Source organism: Amycolatopsis thermalba (assembly GCF_023376025.1).
GTDB classification, from domain to species: domain Bacteria; phylum Actinomycetota; class Actinomycetes; order Mycobacteriales; family Pseudonocardiaceae; genus Amycolatopsis_E; species Amycolatopsis_E thermalba.
Genome location: NZ_CP091196.1, coordinates 5542158 through 5559479, shown reverse-complemented (window position 1 = coordinate 5559479; position 17322 = coordinate 5542158). Strand labels below are relative to the sequence as shown.

The window sequence follows — 17322 nt, the reverse complement described above, 5'->3', positions numbered from 1 at the left end:
GACGAGAACGTGTTTCAGTTCTAGGGTAGCGGGTGTGAACCAGACGGCGGATGTGATCGTGATCGGGTTCGGGGCGGCCGGCGCCTGTGCGGCGATCGAGGCCGCCGACGCGGGTGCGGACGTGCTCGTGCTGGACCGGTTCGACGGGGGCGGGGCGACCGCGCTGAGCGGCGGCATCGTCTACGCGGGCGGGGGCACCGCCCAGCAGCGGGAGGCCGGGGTCGACGACTCGGTCGACGCGATGTACGACTACCTGCGGCTCGAGGTCGGTGAGGCGGTCTCCGAAGAGACGCTGCGGCGCTTCTGCGAGCAGAGCCCGGCCATGATCGAGTGGCTGGAGCGCAACGGGGTGCCGTTCGAGGGCAGCCTGTGCCCGTACAAGACGTCGTACCCCAACGACGACTACTACCTGTACTACTCGGGCAGCGAGTCCGCCGGCGGGTTCCGCGACCTGGCGAAACCGGCCGCGCGCGGACACCGCACCAAGGGGCCGGGCACGTCGGGGAAGCTGCTGTTCGCGCGGCTGGCCCGGGCGGCGCGGGATCGCGGCGTGCGGGTCCTGCCCGGCACGCGGGCCGAGTCGCTGATCGTCGACGGCGGCGTGGTGACCGGCGTGCGGGTGAAGACGCTGCGCGACGCGCCCGCCCGGGTCCGCGCCGCCCACGCCCGCATGGCGCGCTACGCCGCCAAGCCCGGGATCTACGTGCCCAGCGTGCGCAAGGCCCTGCAGCACCGGATCGAGCGGCTGGAGCGGCGGTACGCGCGGGAGGAGGAGATCACCGCCCGGCGCGGGGTGGTGATCTCGGCGGGTGGCTTCATCTTCAACCGGGCGCTGGTGCGCGAGCACGCCCCCGCCTACCGCGGCGGCCTGACGCTGGGCACGATCGCCGACGACGGATCCGGCATCGGGCTCGCCGCCGCGGTGGGCGCGGCGACCGGCGAGATGCACCGGATCTCCGCGTGGCGGTTCGTCACCCCGCCCAGCGCGATGCTCAAGGGCGTCCTGGTCGATGCGGCCGGGCGGCGGATCATCGACGAGTCCCGCTACGGCGCCGCGGTCGGCGAGGCGATGATCGGCAAGCACGACGGCAAGGGCTGGCTGCTCGCCGACGCCGAGACGATCGCCGAGGCACGCCGCACCGCCCGGCGGGAGAGCCAGTGGTTCCAGTGGTTGCAGGCCCGCTACCTGCTGCACCGCGGCCGCGTGTCCGGGCGCAGCCTGGACGAGGTGGCGCGCACGGCCGGGGTCGACCCGGACGGGCTGCGGGCGACCGTCGAGGCCTACAACGCGGCCGCCGAGGCCGGGGCCGCGGACCCCGCGGGCAAACCGGCCGAGTACGTGCGGCCGGTCCGCACGCCGCCGTACTCGCTGATCGACGTCTCCATCAAACCGAGCCTGGGCTTCCCGTGCCCGATGCTCACGCTCGGCGGTCTCGTCGTCGACGAGTCGACCGGTCAGGTGCGGGACGCCGACGGCGCGGGCATCACCGGTCTGTACGCCGCCGGCCGGTCCGCGGTGGGAATCTGTTCCAGGTCGTACGTGAGCGGGCTGTCGCTCGCCGACTGTGTGTTTTCCGGACGGAGAGCCGGAATTTCCGCAGCTCGGCGGGCGGAGTGATGACAAAAACGAGAACGTGTTCTAGTCTTGCCGACGACAACGCAGGTACATGACGGACGGGGCGTGGGGATGACCGATCAGGATGGTCGCGGGGTGCTGGCCGGGGTCCGGGAGCTGCTTCCCGTCCTGCGGGAGCGGGCCCAGGAGACCGAGGACGCGCGGCGCATTCCGGACGAGTCGATCAAGGCGCTGCAGGAGACCGGGTTCTTCAAGCTGCTGCAGCCGAAGACCTTCGGCGGCTACGAGGCCGACCCGGTGACCTTCTACACCGCGGTGAAGCTGCTGGCGAGCGCGTGCGGCTCGACCGGATGGGTCGCCTCGATCCTCGGGGTGCACCCGTGGCACCTCGGGCTGTTCGAGCCGCAGGCGCAGCAGGACGTGTGGGGCGAGGACGTCGACGTGTGCATCTCGTCGTCCTACGCGCCGATGGGCAAGGCCACCGTGACCGACGGCGGCTACCGCCTCTCCGGCCGGTGGAGCTTCTCCTCCGGCTGCGACCACGCGACCTGGGTGTTCCTCGGCGCGCCCGCGTTCGACGCCGAGGGCAAGCCGGTCGACTTCTGCACCTACCTGCTGCCGATCGGCGACTACGCGATCGAGGACGTCTGGGACACCGTGGGCCTCCGTGGCACCGGCAGCAACGACATCATCGTCGACGACGCGTTCATCCCGGCGCACCGCGCGCTGAGCTTCCAGGCCACGTCGAAGTGCCGCACGCCGGGGCAGAAGATCAACCCGGGGCCGCTGTACAAGCTCCCGTACGGGTCGGTGCACCCGTCGACGATCACCGCGCCGATCATCGGCATGGCGCAGGGCGCCTACGAGGCGCACGTGGAGCACCAGCGCACCCGCGTCCGCGCCGCGTACCTGGGGGAGCAGTCCAAGGAGGACCCGTTCGCCAAGGTGCGGGTCGCCGAGGCGGCCAGCGAGATCGACGCCGCGTGGCTGCAGCTGACCCGCAACATCGACGAGCTGTACCAGCTGGCCTGCCGCGGCGAGAAGCTGCCGTTCGCCACCCGGCTGCGCGTGCGGCGGGACCAGGTGCGCGGCACCGAACGCGCGATCGCCGCCGTGGACCGGCTCTTCGAGAACTCCGGCGGCCGCGCGCTCAAGCGGGGCACGCCGATCCAGCGGTTCTGGCGCGACGCGCACGCCGGGCGCGTGCACGCCGCCAACGACCCCGAACGCGCCTACATCATGTACGGCAACGGCGAGTTCGGCGTCCCGGTCGAGAATGCGATGGTGTGACATGACCGAGGGCAAGTACGCCGAGGTCGGCGGGGGCTTGCGGCTGCACTACCACGAAGCCGGCACCGAGCACGCCGAAACCGTGGTGCTGCTGCACGGCGGCGGGCCGGGCGCGTCGGCGTGGAGCAACTTCTCCCGCAACATCCCGGTCTTCGCCAAGTCCTTCCGCGTGCTGGCGGTCGACCAGCCCGGGTTCGGCAGGTCGGACAAGCCGACCGAGCACCCGCAGTACTTCACGCACAGTTCGGCCGCGGTCGCCGGCCTGCTCGACGCGCTGGGCGTGGGCAAGGCGCACCTGGTGGGCAACTCGCTCGGCGGCGGCACCGCGGTGCGGTTCGCGCTGGACCACCCGGACCGGGCCGGGCGACTCGTCCTGATGGGACCGGGCGGGCTGAGCACCAACCTGTTCGCGCCGGACCCGACCGAGGGGGTCAAGGCGCTGGGCCGGTTCGCCGCGCCGCCCGGGCCGAGCAAGGAGAAGCTCGCCGCGTTCCTGCGGCTCATGGTGTTCGACCCGGCGCTGATCACCGACGAGCTGATCGAGGAACGCTACGCCAACGCGAGCACGCCCGAATCGCTGGCCGCGATGCGCGCGATGGGCGCGTCCTTCGCCGGCGCCGACTACGAACAGGGCATGCTCTGGCGCGACGCCTACCGGCTGCGGCAACGCGTGCTGCTGATCTGGGGCCGCGAGGACCGCGTCAACCCGCTCGACGGCGCGCTGGTGGCGCTCAAGACGATCCCGCGCGCGCAGCTGCACGTGTTCGGCCGGTGTGGACACTGGGCGCAGGTCGAGAAGTTCGACGAGTTCAACCGCCTGGCCCTCGACTTCCTGCGAGGTGAATGAGATGGGCATCCGCTCCCTGGCCTACCTGCGCGTCGAGGCGACCGACATGGCCGCCTGGCGCGAGTACGGCCTGAAGGTCCTCGGCATGGTCGAGGGCAAGGGCCCGCATCCGGACGCGCTGTACCTGCGGATGGACGACTTCCCGGCCCGGCTGGTGATCGTGCCCGGGGACAGCGACCGGCTCGCGGTGGCCGGGTGGGAGGCCGCCAACGCCGCGGAACTGGACGAGGTGCGGTCGCGGCTGGACGCAGGCGGCGTGCCGTACAAGGAGGGCAGCGCCGAGGTGCTGGCGGAGCGGCGCGTCACCGAGCTGATCAGCTTCGACGACCCGTCCGGCAACACGCTGGAGGTGTTCCACGGCGTCGCGCTGGAGCACCGGCGCGTGGTGAGCCCGTACGGGCACCGGTTCGTCACCGGCGAGCAGGGCCTCGGGCACGTGGTGCTGTCCACCCACGACGACGACGCCGCGCTGCGCTTCTACCGCGACGTGCTCGGGTTCCGGCTGCGGGACTCGATGCGGCTGCCGCCGCAGATGGTCGGACGCCCCGCCGACGGACCACCGGCGTGGCTGCGGTTCTTCGGCTGCAACCCGCGTCACCACAGCCTGGCGTTCCTGCCGATGCCGACGCCGAGCGGGATCGTGCACCTGATGGTCGAGGTGGAGAACACCGACGACGTCGGGCTGTGCCTGGACCGCGCGAAGCGGCGCAACGTGCCGATGTCGGCGACGCTGGGGCGGCACGTCAACGACCTGATGCTGTCGTTCTACATGAAGACGCCGGGCGGGTTCGACGTCGAGTTCGGCTGCGAGGGCCGCCAGGTCGACGACGAGTCGTGGATCGCGCGGGAGAGCACCGCGGTGAGCCTGTGGGGCCACGACTTCAGCGTGGGGATGCGGAAGTGATCTCCTCCGCGATCGAACCGGCGCGGTTCCGGCAGGTGCTCGGGCACTTCGCCACCGGGGTCACCGTGGTGACCACGATGGACGGTGCCGAGCCCGCCGGGTTCGCGTGCCAGTCGTTCGCGGCGTTGTCGCTGGACCCGCCGCTGGTGCTGTTCTGCCCGGGCCGGGCGTCGCGGACCTGGCCGGTGATCGAGCGCAGCGGCCGGTTCGCGGTCAACGTGCTGGCCGAGGGGCAGCACCAGGTCAGCCGGGTGTTCGGCACGCGGGGCGGGGACAAGTTCGCCGCCGTCGACTGGACGCCCGCGCCGTCCGGGTGTCCGGTGCTGGAGGACGCGCTGACCTGGGTGGACTGCGTGGTGGAGACGGTGTTCGAGGCCGGCGACCACTTCGTCGTCGTCGGCCGCGTGACGGCGCTGGGGGAGGCGTCCAACGGGCGGCCGCTGCTGTTCTACCGCGGCCAGTACACCGGCGCGGCGCCGGTCAAGGCGGACGTGCTCAGCTGGGCCGGTCCGGACGACTGGCTGTGACCGCCGCGCGGTCGATCAGGATCACCGCCTGGCCGGGGGCCAGCTCGGTGGGCACCTGGCAGGCCTCGGGGTCGTCGGTGTCGAACTCGCATAGCCAGTTGCCGGGGCCGGGGTCGAACGGGTGCGGCCGGTCGGCGAGGTTGGCGGCGACGACGACCGGGCCGGTGCGGTAGCCGAGCACGTCGCCGAATTCGTCGAGCCACAGCGGCGCGGCTCGGACGGACGCGGTGCGGGCCCGCGCGGCGATGAGCCTGCGGTGGATCGACAGCGGGGAGTCCGGGTCCTCCCGTTGCACCGCGACCGTGTCGGCTGGGGTGCGGTCCCCGAACGGCAGCCACGCCGCCGGTGCGGTGGTGAAGCCCAGTCCCGGCCCCGGCTCCCAGGGCATCGGGGTGCGGGCGCCGTCACGCGACTGGCTGCCGCTGTCGGCGGCGGCGAGCGGGTCCCGCGCGTGTCCGGGTGGGACGGTCCCGTCGGGCAGGCCCAGTTCCTCCCCGTTGTACAGGAACGGAATGCCCGGCAGCCCCATGAGCAGGGTGGCCACGGCGATGGCGCGCCGGGCGCTGCCGTAGCGGGTGACCGCGCGCTTGCGGTCGTGGCTGCTCTGCACCCAGGCGAGGGTGGGCGCGGCGGCCGCGGCCGCCCGCAGCATGGTCGCCACCCGCTCGGGTGCCCACCCGGACTCGACCAGCCCGAACCAGAACGTGGAGTGCAGGCCGTCCGCCTGCACGTAGGTGGCGAGCCGGGTGGGGTCCAGGATGTAGACCTCGCCGATCAGCACCGCGTGGTAGAAGTCGGCGATCGCGCGCCAGCGGCGGTGGATGTCCAACGCGGACGGTTGCCCGATGTCGTACCGGTGGTCCTGCCGCAGCCATTCGGCCGCCACCCCGCCCTGCGACGGCACGTCTTCCGGCGCCAGCCACGGGTTGTCCGGGAGGCCGGGGTGCTTGGTGAGGTAGTGCGCGGTGTCGATGCGGAAGCCGTCGAGGCCGCGGTCGAACCAGAAGCGCAGGATGTCGTCGACCTCGTCGGCGACATCGGGGTTGTCCCAGTTGAGGTCCGGCTGGTGCGGGGTGAACAGGTGGAGGTAGTACTGGCCGGTGTGGTCGTCGAACGTCCAGGCGGGACCGCCGAAGTGCGCGAGCCAGTTGTTCGGCGGGCCGCCGTCCGGCCCGGGATCGCGCCAGATGTAGCGGTCCCGCATGGGGTCGGTGCGGGACCGGCGGGCGCTGCGGAACCACGGGTGCTCGCTGCTGGTGTGGTTCACCACCAGGTCGGCGACGACCCGGATGCCCCGCTCGTGGGCGGCGCACAGCAGCTTGTCCAGATCGTCCAGCGTGCCGTAGCGCGGGTCGACCGCCCGGTAGTCGGCGACGTCGTACCCGTGATCACGCATCGGTGAGGGGTGGAACGGGCTGATCCACAGCAACGTGACGCCGAGGTCCCGGAGGTGGTCCAGCCGGCTGATCAGCCCGGGTAGATCGCCCCAGCCGTCCCCGTCGCTGTCCTGAAAGGACGGTAGGTACACCTGGTAACCGATGGCGTCCTGCCACCACGGACGATCGCGCATGGCACCAGGAAACCCCGCCGCGGCGCGGGTTTCCAGAACCAATCAGGACAGATTGGCCGCCAGTGCCGCGCCGATGACCCCGGCGTCGTCGCCCAGCCGCGCGGGGCGGACGGGGCCGGTGTGCCAGCGCAGGGTGCGCGCGGCGGCGAGGTAGGCCTCCCGGATCGGGCCGCTTCGCGCGACCAGACCGCCGCCGAGCACGACGGTGTGCGGCGCGAGGACGGCGCAGAGGCTGTCCAGCCCGCGGGCGAACTCCCGGGCGTGCCGCGCCAGCGCCGCCACGGCCCGTGGCTGCCCGGCCGCGGCGGCCGCGGCGAGCCGGGCGGCGCCGGGTGTTCCGCCGCCGTCCGGTCCCAGCCCGGCGCCGGTCCGGTTCAACGCGACCCCGCCCGCGAGCTGTTCCCAGCACCCGTGGTTGCCGCACCGGCACGGCGGTCCACCGGCGTCCAGCACCAGGTGGCCGACCTCGCCGGCGTGCCCCGTGCCTTCGTGCGGCCGTCCGCCGGTCACCAGCGCCCCGCCGAGCCCGGTCCCCACGGTCACCAGCAGGACCGTCGCCGCGCCGGCGCCCGCCCCGAAGCGTGCCTCGGCCAGTCCGGCGGCGCGGGCGTCGTTGATCACGGCGACCGGGCGGCCCAGTTCCGCTGCGAAGTCCACATCGGACAGCCCGAGGTTCGCCGACCAGGTCAGCACACCGTCCCGCACGGTACCGGCGACCGCCAGTCCCACCGCGGCCGCTTCGGGGTAGTGCGCGAGCACCGCCCGGACCGCGTCCAGCCGGGCCGCCGGACCGGGCGGCAGCACCTGCCGCGTCACGTCGCTGAGCCGGCCGTCCCGGTCGACCAGCCCGGCTCGGACGTGCGTGGCGCCGAGGTCGATGCCGAGGGTGGTCACAGCAGCACCGGCTGGTCGTCGCCGGCGTGCCGGTACCGCGCCCACGCGGCGGCCAGGCGGCGGACGCCTTCGTCGAACACCTCCGGCGGCCGCGCGTACACGACCCGGACGTGGTCGTCGGTCAGCCCGCGGGACGACAGCACGCCGCCGGGCACCACCGCCACCCCGAACCGGGCGGCGACCTCGCAGAACGGGGTCGCCGTCCCGGCCGGGAGAGCCAGCCACAGGCTCAGCCCGCCCTCCGGCGGAGTCCACCGGAACTCCGGCAGCGACTCCGTCAGCACGCCGGTCGCGTGCGCGAGCCGGTCGCGCAGTTCGGCGATCCGCTCCGCCCGCACCTCGTCCTCGATGCCGAGCAGCCGCGTGGCCAGCACCTGGTCGAGCACCGGGGTGCCGAGGTCGGCGCGTGCCTTGGCCCGGGCGAGCGCGGCCACGAGCGACGCCGAGCCGCGGACCCAGCCGAGCCGCAGCCCGCCCCAGTGGAGCTTGCTGAGCGAGCCGACGGTGACCAGGTTGCCCGGCTCCGCGTACGCCGCGAGCGGCGGCGGCGCCTGCTCGAACGCCAGCCCGGCCTGGCTGACGTCGTCCACCACCAGGGCGTCCCGGCCGGCGAGCGCGGTGGCGAGCCGCTTCCGGTCAGTCGGGCCGAGGATCCGGCCGAGCGGGCCGAGCGTCGGCACGAGGTACACCAGGCCGGGGCGGATCCGGTCGACGAGTGCGGGCAGGTCGTCGCCTCCGCCGGTCACCGGCGGGGCACCGCGCACGGGGACGGACAGCCCGTGCAGCACGTCGAGGATGCCGGGGCTGGTCGGGGTCTCCACGACCGCCGGTTCCCCGTCCGGCAGCGCGTGCGCGGCCAGCAGCGACAACGCCTGCTGGTCGCCGGTGGTGACGAGCACCTGGCCGGCGTCGGTGGGCAGGCCCTGCGCGGTCAGCCGCTCGGCCAGCGCGGCACGCAGCGCGGGCAGCCCGGCGGGGTGGTAGCCGGGGGTGTCGAGCACCGCCGCGGTGCCGGCGTCGGCCACGCCCAGCGCGGCGACCGCTTCGCGCAGACGGCGGTGCGCGGGCAGCGCGGCGGTGGCGAGGTCGACGAGTGCCGCCGGGTTCCGCAGGGCGGCGACCGCCAGCGATTCGCGCGGAGACTCCGCGGTCCCCGTCCGGCGCGCGCCGGTGACCCAGGAACCGCTGCCCTGCCTGGTTTCCAGGATCCCGGCTTCGCGGAGGCGGGCGTAGGCGTGCATGACCGTGCTCCGGCCGATCGCCAGCCGCGTGGCCAGCGATCGCTCCGGCGGCAGCGCGGTGCCGGGCGGGATGTCGCCGCGATCGATCGCCGCGGCCAGCGCTGCGGACAACCGGGCGTACAGCGGACCCGGGCGGGCGGACCAGTCGCCGAGCGCGTCCTGGATGTGCATGGCGATTCCAACCAATCGGACCGTGATTGGTCCTATCAGGGCGGGAAGAACTCCGCCATATTGGCATCAACGAGGTATCCGATGTCAATCCACTGGCGGAAGGTCGAGGCATGCAGCTCGGATTGGTTGGTCTGGGGACGATGGGCGGCCCGATGGCGCGGCGCCTCGCCGCGGCCGGGCACGAGGTGATCGGCGCCGACTCGTCTCCGACCGCGGCCGAACGGGCCCGGGTGGCGGGCACCAGCGTCACCGGTTCACTGGCCGACCTGGTCGCTGCCCTCACACCGCCCCGCGCGGTCTGGGTGATGGTGCCGCCGCCCGCGACCGGCGGGGTCGTCGACGAGCTCGCCGGACTCCTCGCGGACGGCGATCTCGTCGTCGACGGCGGCAACAGCGACTGGCGGGAGGCGGCCGGGCGGGCCGCGCGGCTCGCGGAATCGGGCGTCCGGTTCCTCGACGTCGGGGTGAGCGGGGGCCAGTGGGGCTGGCGGCACGGGTACGGGCTGACGGTCGGGGGCGCGGCGGAGGACGCCGAGCGCATCCACCCGGTGCTGGCGGCTCTGGCCGCGCCCGGCGCGGTCGCCGTGGTCGGGCCCACCGGGGCCGGGCACTTCGTCAAGGCGGTGCACAACGCCGTGGAGTACGGGCTGATGCAGGCCTACGCCGAGGGTTTCGCCCTGCTGTCCGCGCGCGACGGGCTCGACCCGCTCACCGCGCTGCGGGTGTGGCAGGCGGGCTGCTCGGCCCGGTCGTTCCTGCTGGAGCAGACCGTCGACGCGCTCGCCGCCGACCCCGCCCTCACCGGTGTCGGCTCGGCCGTCGCCGACTCCGGCATGGGCCGCTGGACCGCGGAGGAGGCCGTGCGGCAGGGCATCGCCACGCCCGTGCTCACCGCGGCGCTGCAGGCCAGGTTCGCCAGCCGGGACGACGAGCGGGCGGCGAGCCGTCTGCTGGTCGCCGCCCGGGCCCGGATCGGAGGTCACGCGCATGCCTGACGTGCTGGACCGGTCCGGCGTGCTGAACCGGGCCCGGGCGGTGCTCGCGGAGGTCCACGACGCGGTGACCGCCGTCGACCCGGCCGCCGCGGCCGCCCTCGGCGCGGCCATCACCACGGCGCGGACGGTGTTCTTCGACGCGCGCGGCCGCTCCGGCCTGGTGGCGAAAGCGCTGGCGATGCGGTGGATGCACCTCGGGCTGCGCGTGCACGTGGCCGGCGAGACCACCGCGCCCGCGATCACGGCCGACGACCTGCTGGTCTGCCTGTCCGCGAGCGGCCGCACCACCGGTCCGCTCGCGAACGCCGGCGTCGCCCGCGCCCGCGGCGCCCGGGTGGCCGTGGTGACCGCGGCGCCGGACTCCCCGCTCGCCGCGGAGGCCGACCTCGTCGTGGTCGTCCCCACCGGCGGCGGGCAACACGGCGGTTCCCTGTTCGAGCAGGCCTGCCTCCTGCTCGGCGACGCCCTGTGCGGGGCTTTCCAGCACGCCCACGCGATACCGGACGCGGCCCTGTCCGAGCGGCACGCGAACCTGCTGTGAACGCGCTGATCGCCGCGGCCGCGGGGGACGCGGACACCGCGGAGCGCCTGGCCCGGGCGGGGGTGGACGTGATCGTCGCGTACCACTCCAGCGTGCTGCGCCGCCGCGGCCTGCCCTCGGTGGCCGGGTTGCTGCCGTGGGCCAACGCGAACGAGCTGACGCTCGGGATCGTCCCGGAGGTCGTCGCCGCGGCCGCCGGACGGCCCGTGCTGGCGACGGTGTGCGCGAACGACGCCCTGCGCCCACCCGGTCCGGTGCTGGACGAACTGGCCGGGCACGGAGTAGCCGGGGTCCTCAACGCGCCCACGACCGCTCTGCTGTCCGGGCCGGTGCGGGCCGCGGTGGAGGAGGCGGGGCTGGGCTACCGGCGGGAGGTCGAGCTGATGGGGCTGGCGCGCGAACGCGGGCTGCTGGCCTGGGGGTACGCGTGCGCACCCTCGCAGGCGGCGGATCTGGTGGCACACGGCGCCGACGCGGTCGTGATCCACCTCGGCATCACCCGCCCGGGTCCGCTCACCGCGGAGCACACCGCCACCCTCACCGCGGTGGCGGCGGCCGCTCCGGCCGTGCCGCTGCTGGCGCACGGTGGTCCGCTGACCGATCCGGCAGCGTTCCCGCGAACCGGACACGATGGGGTGCGCTTCGGGTTCTTCGGGGCGTCGGTGTTCGAACGCGCCCAGGACCTGGACGGCACGGTGGCCGCGTGGCGGCGGGCCGTGGGGGAGAACGGAGGACCATGCCGGACCACGTGATCACGGTCGAGGACGTCGAGACCTGGACCGGCCCGCCGCTGGTCCTGTTCGCCGGCATCAGCACCGCGGGATCGCTGGCGCACGCGGTGTTCGACGGCTGGGCCCGCGCGCTCGGCCGCCCGTGGGTGCTGCGCGGCGTCGACCTGCCGCCGGACACGCCGCCACCGGTCTACCGGCGGCTGCTCACCGCGATGCGCGGCAACCCGCTGGTCCAGGGCGCCGTGGTGACCGCGCACAAGCTGCGGCTGTACCGCGCGTGCGCCGCCGACCTGCCCGGACGCGACCGGCTGGTCGACCTGACCGGCGAGATCAACACCCTCGTCACCGGTGAGCGGGTGGCCGCCTACGCCAACGACGCCCGCTCGCTGACCGCGATCCTCGGCTCCCCGTCCGGTGGCCGGATCGTGTGCCTCGGCGCGGGCGGCGCGGCGACCGCCCTGCTGCTCGCGCTGCACCTGGACGTCGAGACGGGCAGGCCGCGCGCGGACGCGCCGGAGCGGCTGGTGTTCGCCGACGTCGACCCGGCGGCGCTCGACGCGCTGCGACGGGTCGCCGAGCGGATCGGCGCGCGGCCCGGACTGGTGCACCTGTCCGGGCCGGCCGACCACCTCGTCCCGGATGCGACGCTCGTGGTCAACGCCACCGGGCTCGGCAAGGACCGGCCCGGCAGCCCCCTCACCGGGCACGCCCCGTGGACCCCCGGCACGGTGGCGTGGGACCTGAACTACCGGGGCGATCTGAGGTTCCTGCACCAGGCGGCGGCCCACGGACTGTCCACCCGGGACGGCTGGGAGTACTTCGTCGCCGGGTGGGCGGGGGCGCTCACCGCGATCGCCGGGGAGCCGTTCACCCCGCAGACCCTGTCCGCACTGGCGGCCGCCGCCGCACCACACCGACCGAGGAGGACCGGCACGTGATCCCGTTCCGCATCGCCATTCCGGAGGAGGAGCTGACCGACCTGCGGGAGCGGCTCCTGCGCACCAGGTGGCCCGACGAGGAGCCGGTCGGCGACTGGTCGCAGGGCGTGCCGCTGGCCTACCTGCGCGAGCTGTGCCACTACTGGGCCACCGAGTACGACTGGCGCGCCACCGAGCGGCGCCTGAACGCGCTGCCCCAGTACCGCACCGAGATCGACGGCGTCGGCATCCACTTCCTGCACGTCCGCTCACCGCACGAGCACGCGTTGCCGCTGGTGCTCACCCACGGCTGGCCCGGGTCGGTGCTGGAGTTCGAGAAGGTCATCCCGCTGCTGACCGACCCGGAGGATCCGGCCGACGCCTTCCACGTGGTGATCCCGTCGCTGCCCGGCTACGGGTTCAGCGACCGGCCCGTCGCACCGGGCTGGGGCGTGCAGCGGATCGCCGCCGCGTGGCGGGAGCTGATGGCCCGCCTCGGGTACGAGCGGTACGGCGCGCAGGGCAGCGACTGGGGCACCAGCGTCACCACCAGCATGGGGCAGCAGAACACCGGTGAGCTGGCCGGGATCCACGTCGTGCCGCCGATCGCGGCGCCGGACCCGGCCACGTTCGGCGACCTCACCCCGGCCGAGAAGGCGGCACTGGCGGACCTGCGCCACGCGGCCGCGCACGAGTCCGGCTACTCCGAGCAGATGACCACCAAACCCCAGACGGTCGGCTACGCGCTGACCGACTCACCGGCCGGCCTGTGCGCGTGGATCGTGGAGAAGTTCGCGTCCTGGACCGACAGCGGCGGGCGCCCCGAGACGGTCCTGACCCGCGACGAGATGCTCGACGACATCACCCTGTACTGGCTCACCCGCACCGCCGCGTCGTCGGCCCGGCTGTACTGGGAGAGCTTCCGCCAGGTCGGCGAGTGGTTCACCACGGCGACCGACGACACGGTCACCGTGCCCACCGGCTGCACGGTGTTCCCGAAGGAGATGCCGCGCCCGTCCCGCCGCTGGGCGGCCGGCCGCTACACCGACATCCGGCACTGGAGCGAACCCGACCGCGGCGGCCACTTCGCGGCGTGGGAGCAACCCGCCCTGTTCGCCGCGGAGGTGCGCGCGTTCTTCCGCATGGTGCGGTGACGCACGAATCGTGGGCGCGGCAGGTCGGTGATCGGTAGATTCGATCTCGCCGGGACGTCCCCGGCGAGATGTGTCCACAGTGGAAGGAACCGAGATGACGCACACCGTCGTCAACCCCGCCGGCCTGGCCGACCCCGTGCCCTACGGGTACAGCCACCTGACCCGCACGCCGAGCGGACTGGTCTTCGTGGCGGGGCAGTACGCGGCCGACGAAACCGGGCGGATCGTCTCCGACGACTTCGCCGAGCAGGTGCGCCAGTCCTTCCGCAACCTCGGCACCGCGCTCGCCGCGGAGGGGCTCGGCTTCGGCTCGGTGGTGCGGCTGGGCACCTACATCGTCGACCACGACGCGGACAAGCTGGTGGTGCTCGGCAGCCAGATCGCCGAGATCTGGGGGTCGCGGCCGCCGGCGCAGACCCTCGTCGGCGTGGCCCGGCTCGCGCTGCCCGGGATGCTCTTCGAGGTCGACGCGATCGCCGCGTGACCTGCCCCGCCCGGCGGCTCTAGAGTCGGGGAATGGATCTCAGGCACGACGCGCGCGAGCTGTCCGACGACCTCGTGGCACTCCGGCGCGCGCTCCACCAGGTTCCCGAACTCGGCCTCGACCTGCCGCGCACCCAGGAGACGGTCCTCGACGCCCTCGACGGGCTGCCCCTGGAAATCAGCACCGGCACCGGGCTGTCGTCGGTCACCGCCGTGCTGCGCGGGCAGGGCGGCGACGGCGGCAGCGGGCCCGTGGTGCTGCTGCGCGGTGACATGGACGCCCTGCCGGTCACCGAGAACACCGGGGCCGCCTTCAGCTCGCGGCACGAGGGCCGGATGCACGCGTGCGGGCACGATCTGCACACCGCCGGCCTCGTCGGCGCCGCGCGGCTGCTGTCCGCGCACCGGGACCGGCTGGCCGGGGACGTGGTGTTCATGTTCCAGCCCGGCGAAGAGGGCCACGACGGCGCCGGGCACATGATCGCCGAGGGGGTGCTGGAGGCCGCCGGCCGCCCGGTCGCCGAGGCGTACGGGCTGCACGTGGTGTCGGCGATGATCCCGCGCGGGCAGTTCGTGTCCCGGCCCGGCCCGATCATGGCCGCCGCTGACGGGCTGTTCGTCCGGGTGATCGGCGCGGGCGGGCACGGGTCGCGGCCGTACGCGGCGCTCGACCCGGTGCCGGCCACGTGCGAGATGGTCACCGCGCTGCAGACGATGGTGACCCGCCGGTTCGACGTGTTCGACCCGGTCGTGGTCACCGTCGGCAACTTCCACGCCGGCACCCAGCGCAACATCATCCCGCCGGACGCCCGCTTCGAGGCGACCATCCGCAGCTTCTCGAAGGAGGCGCGGGAGCGGGTCGCGGAGCTGGCCGTCCCGCTGTGCCGGGATATCGCGGCGGCGCACGGCCTGGAGGTCGAGGTCACCTACCAGGCCGAGTACCCGGTCACCGTCAACGACGCGGCCGGTCACGAGTTCGTCGCCGAGACCGTGCGCGAGGTGTTCGGCGAGGAGCGGTTCTCCGTGGCGGACGCCCCGGTCACCGGATCGGAGGACTTCTCCCGCGTGCTCGACCGCGTCCCGGGCGCGTTCGTGTTCCTCGGGGCGACCTTCGCCGACGACCCCGGCTCCGCGCCCTACAACCATTCCCCGGAGGCATCGTTCGACGACAGCGTGGTCGCCGACGGCGCGGCGCTGCTCGCGTCGCTGGCCGCGCGGCGGTTGAGCCGGGTGGGCGCGTGACCCGCATCCTGTTCGCCGGCGGCCGGGTCTTCGACGGCACCGGCAGCGACCCGTTCGACGCGGACGTGGTGGTGGAGGACGGCCGCGTCGCCGAGATCGGCACCGGGCTGGACGGCGACGAGGTGGTCGACTGCACCGGCACCACGGTGCTGCCCGGGCTGTTCGACTGCCACGTGCACGTCACGGTGTCCGACATCAGCCTGATCAAGCTGTTCCAGAAACCGTTTTCCTACCAGTTCTACGAGGCGGCGCGGAACCTGCGCAGCACGCTCGAACTGGGCATCACCACCGTGCGGGACGCGGGCGGCGCCGACCTCGGCATCAAGAAGGCCCAGGCGGACGGGCTGATCAGCGGCCCGCGGCTGGACATCTCGATCGGCATCATCAGCCAGACCGGCGGGCACGGTGACGACTGGATGCCCTCGGGGCACTGCGTTCCGCTGATGGTGCCGCACCCCGGCCGTCCGTCGACGCTGGTCGACGGGCCGGACGAGATGCGCAAGGTGGCGCGGGAGTTGCTGCGTGCGGGCGCCGACGTGCTCAAGGTGTGCACCACCGGCGGGGTGCTCTCCCCGGGCGACGACCCGCGGCACACCCAGTTCACGCCGGCCGAGCTGGACGTGCTGGTCGCCGAGGCCGCGATGCAGGGCAAGGCGGTGATGGCGCACGCGCAGGGCACCGACGGCATCAAGAACGCGGTGCGGGCCGGGATCCGGTCCATCGAGCACGGCATCTACCTCGACGACGAGGCGATCGAGCTGATGCTCGCGCACGGCACCTGGCTGGTGCCGACGCTGATCGCGCCGATCGCGGTGATCCGCGCGGCCCGCGCCGGTGCCGCGCTGACCGACGAGATGGTTCGCAAGGCCGAGGACGTCGCCGAGGTGCACGCCGAGTCCATCCGCCGCGCGGTCGAGGCCGGGGTGAAGATCGCGATGGGCACCGACAGCGGCGTCGGCCCGCACGGCACGAACCTCGAGGAGCTGCCGTTGATGCAAGCGGCCGGTATGAGCCCCGGTCAGGTGCTGGCGGCGGCCACGTCGTCGGCGGCGGAGCTGCTCGGCTACGGCGACTCGCTGGGCCGGCTGGCGCCCGGGTACCGCGCGGATCTGGTGGTGGTGTCCGGCGACGCCTACGACCTGGCCGCGCTGCCCGGACGGGTGCGGGAGGTGTGGCAGGACGGCGTGCGGGTGGTCGCGCCGGGTTCGGAGAAGTGAGAAGACCCCCGGACTGCGCCGAAACTGGGGGAGGAAGGCGCGGCCCGGGGGCCTCGCTCCAGCGCCCGAGGGGGAGGTAAGCGCCGGAGCACCGGCCGGTGTGAAACTGGGGAGGATGACACCGGCCGTATGAATTCAGGATAGCGCGCGTTTCGCTGTGCGGACCGGTTTCACAGGAACTCGACAGGTTTCGGCGTGGCGGGGTCAGAGGACCAGGTCGGCGAGAACGGTGTTCAGGGCGTCGGCGAACGCTTCCGGGTTCCGCTGGGGGGCGAGGTGCGCGCCGGGCAGTTCGACGAACGGCAGGCCGAGTTCGAGGGCGAGCGCGCGGGCCGGGCGGTAGTGGTAGTAGCCGCGGCTGCCCTCGCCCGCGGTCAGCACGATGGGTACTGGGCTGCGGCGGAGCGCGTCCAGGTCCGGCAGGTAGCGGTAGATGCCGACGAGTTCACGGTCGAACAGCAGGCGCCACTCGTGTTCGTGCGGCAGGCGCACGGTCTTGAGCGGGGGCAGTCCGGCGCCCGCGATGGAGGCGAGGAACTCTTGGAAGGCGCCGAAAACGTCGCCGTCCGCGCTGCGCGCCGCCTGTTCCTCGGCGAACCGGATCCACTCGTCGGCGTCCGGCAGCAGGCCGACCGTGGGCGGTTCGTGGACGACCAGCCCGCTGACGGCGTCGGGGTGCCGGATGGCGAGTTCCAGCCCGATCGCGCCGCCGGCGCTGCTGCCGAACACGAGGGCCTTGCCGTAGCCGAAGTGCTCGATGACGGCGCGCGCGTCGTCGGCCTGCCGCGCGATCGTCAGGGGCCCCTCGGTGGAGTCCGTGCTGCCGAAGTGACCGCGCCGGTCGTAGGCGAGAACGGTGTAGTGGCTCGCGAGCCGCTGCGCGAGGGCCCGGTAGGAGGCGGCCGCCCCGGTCCCCCCGGGCACCAGGAGCAGCGCCGGCCCGGCCCCACCCCGCTCGACGTGCAACTCCCCGTCCGGCACCGGGCACGTGCTCTCCGAGATCATGGGCGAAGTCAAGCACA

At 73.8% G+C, this 17322-nt stretch carries 17 protein-coding genes; 13 read left to right on the top strand and 4 right to left on the bottom strand.

Going from position 1 to position 17322, the window contains the following annotated elements:
- The first annotated feature begins 34 nt into the window (after positions 1 to 34).
- The 5 genes from L1857_RS26950 (at position 35) to hsaB (ending at position 5144) form a co-directional block, all read left to right on the top strand.
- Entirely contained in the window at positions 35 to 1618 is a 1584-nt protein-coding gene (locus L1857_RS26950) for an FAD-binding protein (RefSeq protein WP_116109910.1), read from the top strand.
- Positions 1619 to 1687: 69 nt separating this feature from the next.
- A complete protein-coding gene (gene hsaA, locus L1857_RS26945; protein ID WP_116109909.1) occupies positions 1688 to 2866 on the top strand; it encodes a 3-hydroxy-9,10-secoandrosta-1,3,5(10)-triene-9,17-dione monooxygenase oxygenase subunit in 1179 nt (392 codons plus the stop codon).
- Position 2867: 1 nt separating this feature from the next.
- Positions 2868 to 3713: a 4,5:9,10-diseco-3-hydroxy-5,9,17-trioxoandrosta-1(10),2-diene-4-oate hydrolase gene (gene hsaD, locus L1857_RS26940; RefSeq protein WP_094008245.1), complete on the top strand. Its 846-nt coding sequence runs from the start codon at positions 2868 to 2870 to the stop codon at positions 3711 to 3713.
- 1 nt (position 3714) lies between these two features.
- Positions 3715 to 4617, top strand: a complete 903-nt coding sequence (gene hsaC, locus L1857_RS26935; RefSeq protein WP_116109908.1) for an iron-dependent extradiol dioxygenase HsaC — start codon at positions 3715 to 3717, stop codon at positions 4615 to 4617.
- Positions 4614 to 5144 (top strand): 3-hydroxy-9,10-secoandrosta-1,3,5(10)-triene-9,17-dione monooxygenase reductase subunit, encoded by a 531-nt coding sequence (hsaB, locus tag L1857_RS26930; protein ID WP_116109907.1) that lies wholly within the window; start codon positions 4614 to 4616, stop codon positions 5142 to 5144. Before hsaC ends, hsaB begins: the two co-directional genes overlap by 4 nt.
- Here the strand turns inward: hsaB and L1857_RS26925 are convergent.
- The 3 genes from L1857_RS26925 to L1857_RS26915 are packed head-to-tail and all read right to left on the bottom strand — an operon-like array spanning position 5113 to position 9020.
- Positions 5113 to 6714: an alpha-amylase family glycosyl hydrolase gene (locus tag L1857_RS26925; RefSeq protein WP_249466645.1), complete on the bottom strand. Its 1602-nt coding sequence runs from the start codon at positions 6712 to 6714 to the stop codon at positions 5113 to 5115. The two genes, hsaB and L1857_RS26925, sit on opposite strands and share 32 nt — an antisense overlap.
- A gap of 42 nt (positions 6715 to 6756) precedes the next feature.
- A complete protein-coding gene (locus tag L1857_RS26920) occupies positions 6757 to 7608 on the bottom strand; it encodes an ROK family protein (protein ID WP_162830982.1) in 852 nt (283 codons plus the stop codon).
- A complete protein-coding gene (locus L1857_RS26915) occupies positions 7605 to 9020 on the bottom strand; it encodes an aminotransferase-like domain-containing protein (RefSeq protein ID WP_249466643.1) in 1416 nt (471 codons plus the stop codon). Before L1857_RS26915 ends, L1857_RS26920 begins: the two co-directional genes overlap by 4 nt.
- A gap of 26 nt (positions 9021 to 9046) precedes the next feature.
- Here L1857_RS26915 and L1857_RS26910 point away from each other — a divergent pair, with 26 nt between their 5' ends.
- From L1857_RS26910 to L1857_RS26875, 8 genes are all read left to right on the top strand, one after another.
- Positions 9047 to 10015, top strand: coding sequence for an NADP-dependent phosphogluconate dehydrogenase (locus L1857_RS26910; protein WP_346731885.1), 969 nt, complete (start codon positions 9047 to 9049; stop codon positions 10013 to 10015).
- Complete coding sequence (locus tag L1857_RS26905; protein ID WP_249466637.1) at positions 10008 to 10556, top strand: SIS domain-containing protein; 549 nt, start codon at positions 10008 to 10010, stop codon at positions 10554 to 10556. The genes L1857_RS26910 and L1857_RS26905 overlap by 8 nt, the downstream gene beginning before the upstream one ends.
- Positions 10553 to 11308, top strand: a complete 756-nt coding sequence (locus L1857_RS26900; RefSeq protein WP_158224476.1) for a phosphoenolpyruvate hydrolase family protein — start codon at positions 10553 to 10555, stop codon at positions 11306 to 11308. Before L1857_RS26905 ends, L1857_RS26900 begins: the two co-directional genes overlap by 4 nt.
- Positions 11293 to 12225, top strand: a complete 933-nt coding sequence (locus tag L1857_RS26895) for a hypothetical protein (RefSeq protein ID WP_249466634.1) — start codon at positions 11293 to 11295, stop codon at positions 12223 to 12225. Before L1857_RS26900 ends, L1857_RS26895 begins: the two co-directional genes overlap by 16 nt.
- Entirely contained in the window at positions 12222 to 13358 is a 1137-nt protein-coding gene (locus tag L1857_RS26890; protein WP_116109900.1) for an epoxide hydrolase family protein, read from the top strand. Before L1857_RS26895 ends, L1857_RS26890 begins: the two co-directional genes overlap by 4 nt.
- A 94-nt stretch (positions 13359 to 13452) precedes the next feature.
- Positions 13453 to 13842, top strand: coding sequence for a RidA family protein (locus L1857_RS26885; RefSeq protein ID WP_116109899.1), 390 nt, complete (start codon positions 13453 to 13455; stop codon positions 13840 to 13842).
- Between the two features lie 32 nt (positions 13843 to 13874).
- Positions 13875 to 15083, top strand: a complete 1209-nt coding sequence (locus tag L1857_RS26880) for a M20 metallopeptidase family protein (RefSeq protein WP_249466632.1) — start codon at positions 13875 to 13877, stop codon at positions 15081 to 15083.
- Positions 15080 to 16300, top strand: coding sequence for a metal-dependent hydrolase family protein (locus L1857_RS26875; RefSeq protein WP_094008233.1), 1221 nt, complete (start codon positions 15080 to 15082; stop codon positions 16298 to 16300). The genes L1857_RS26880 and L1857_RS26875 overlap by 4 nt, the downstream gene beginning before the upstream one ends.
- A 204-nt stretch (positions 16301 to 16504) precedes the next feature.
- On the opposite strand, the gene L1857_RS26870 is transcribed toward L1857_RS26875, so the two are convergent.
- Positions 16505 to 17305, bottom strand: a complete 801-nt coding sequence (locus L1857_RS26870) for an alpha/beta fold hydrolase (protein WP_116109897.1) — start codon at positions 17303 to 17305, stop codon at positions 16505 to 16507.
- Positions 17306 to 17322 lie beyond the last annotated feature (17 nt).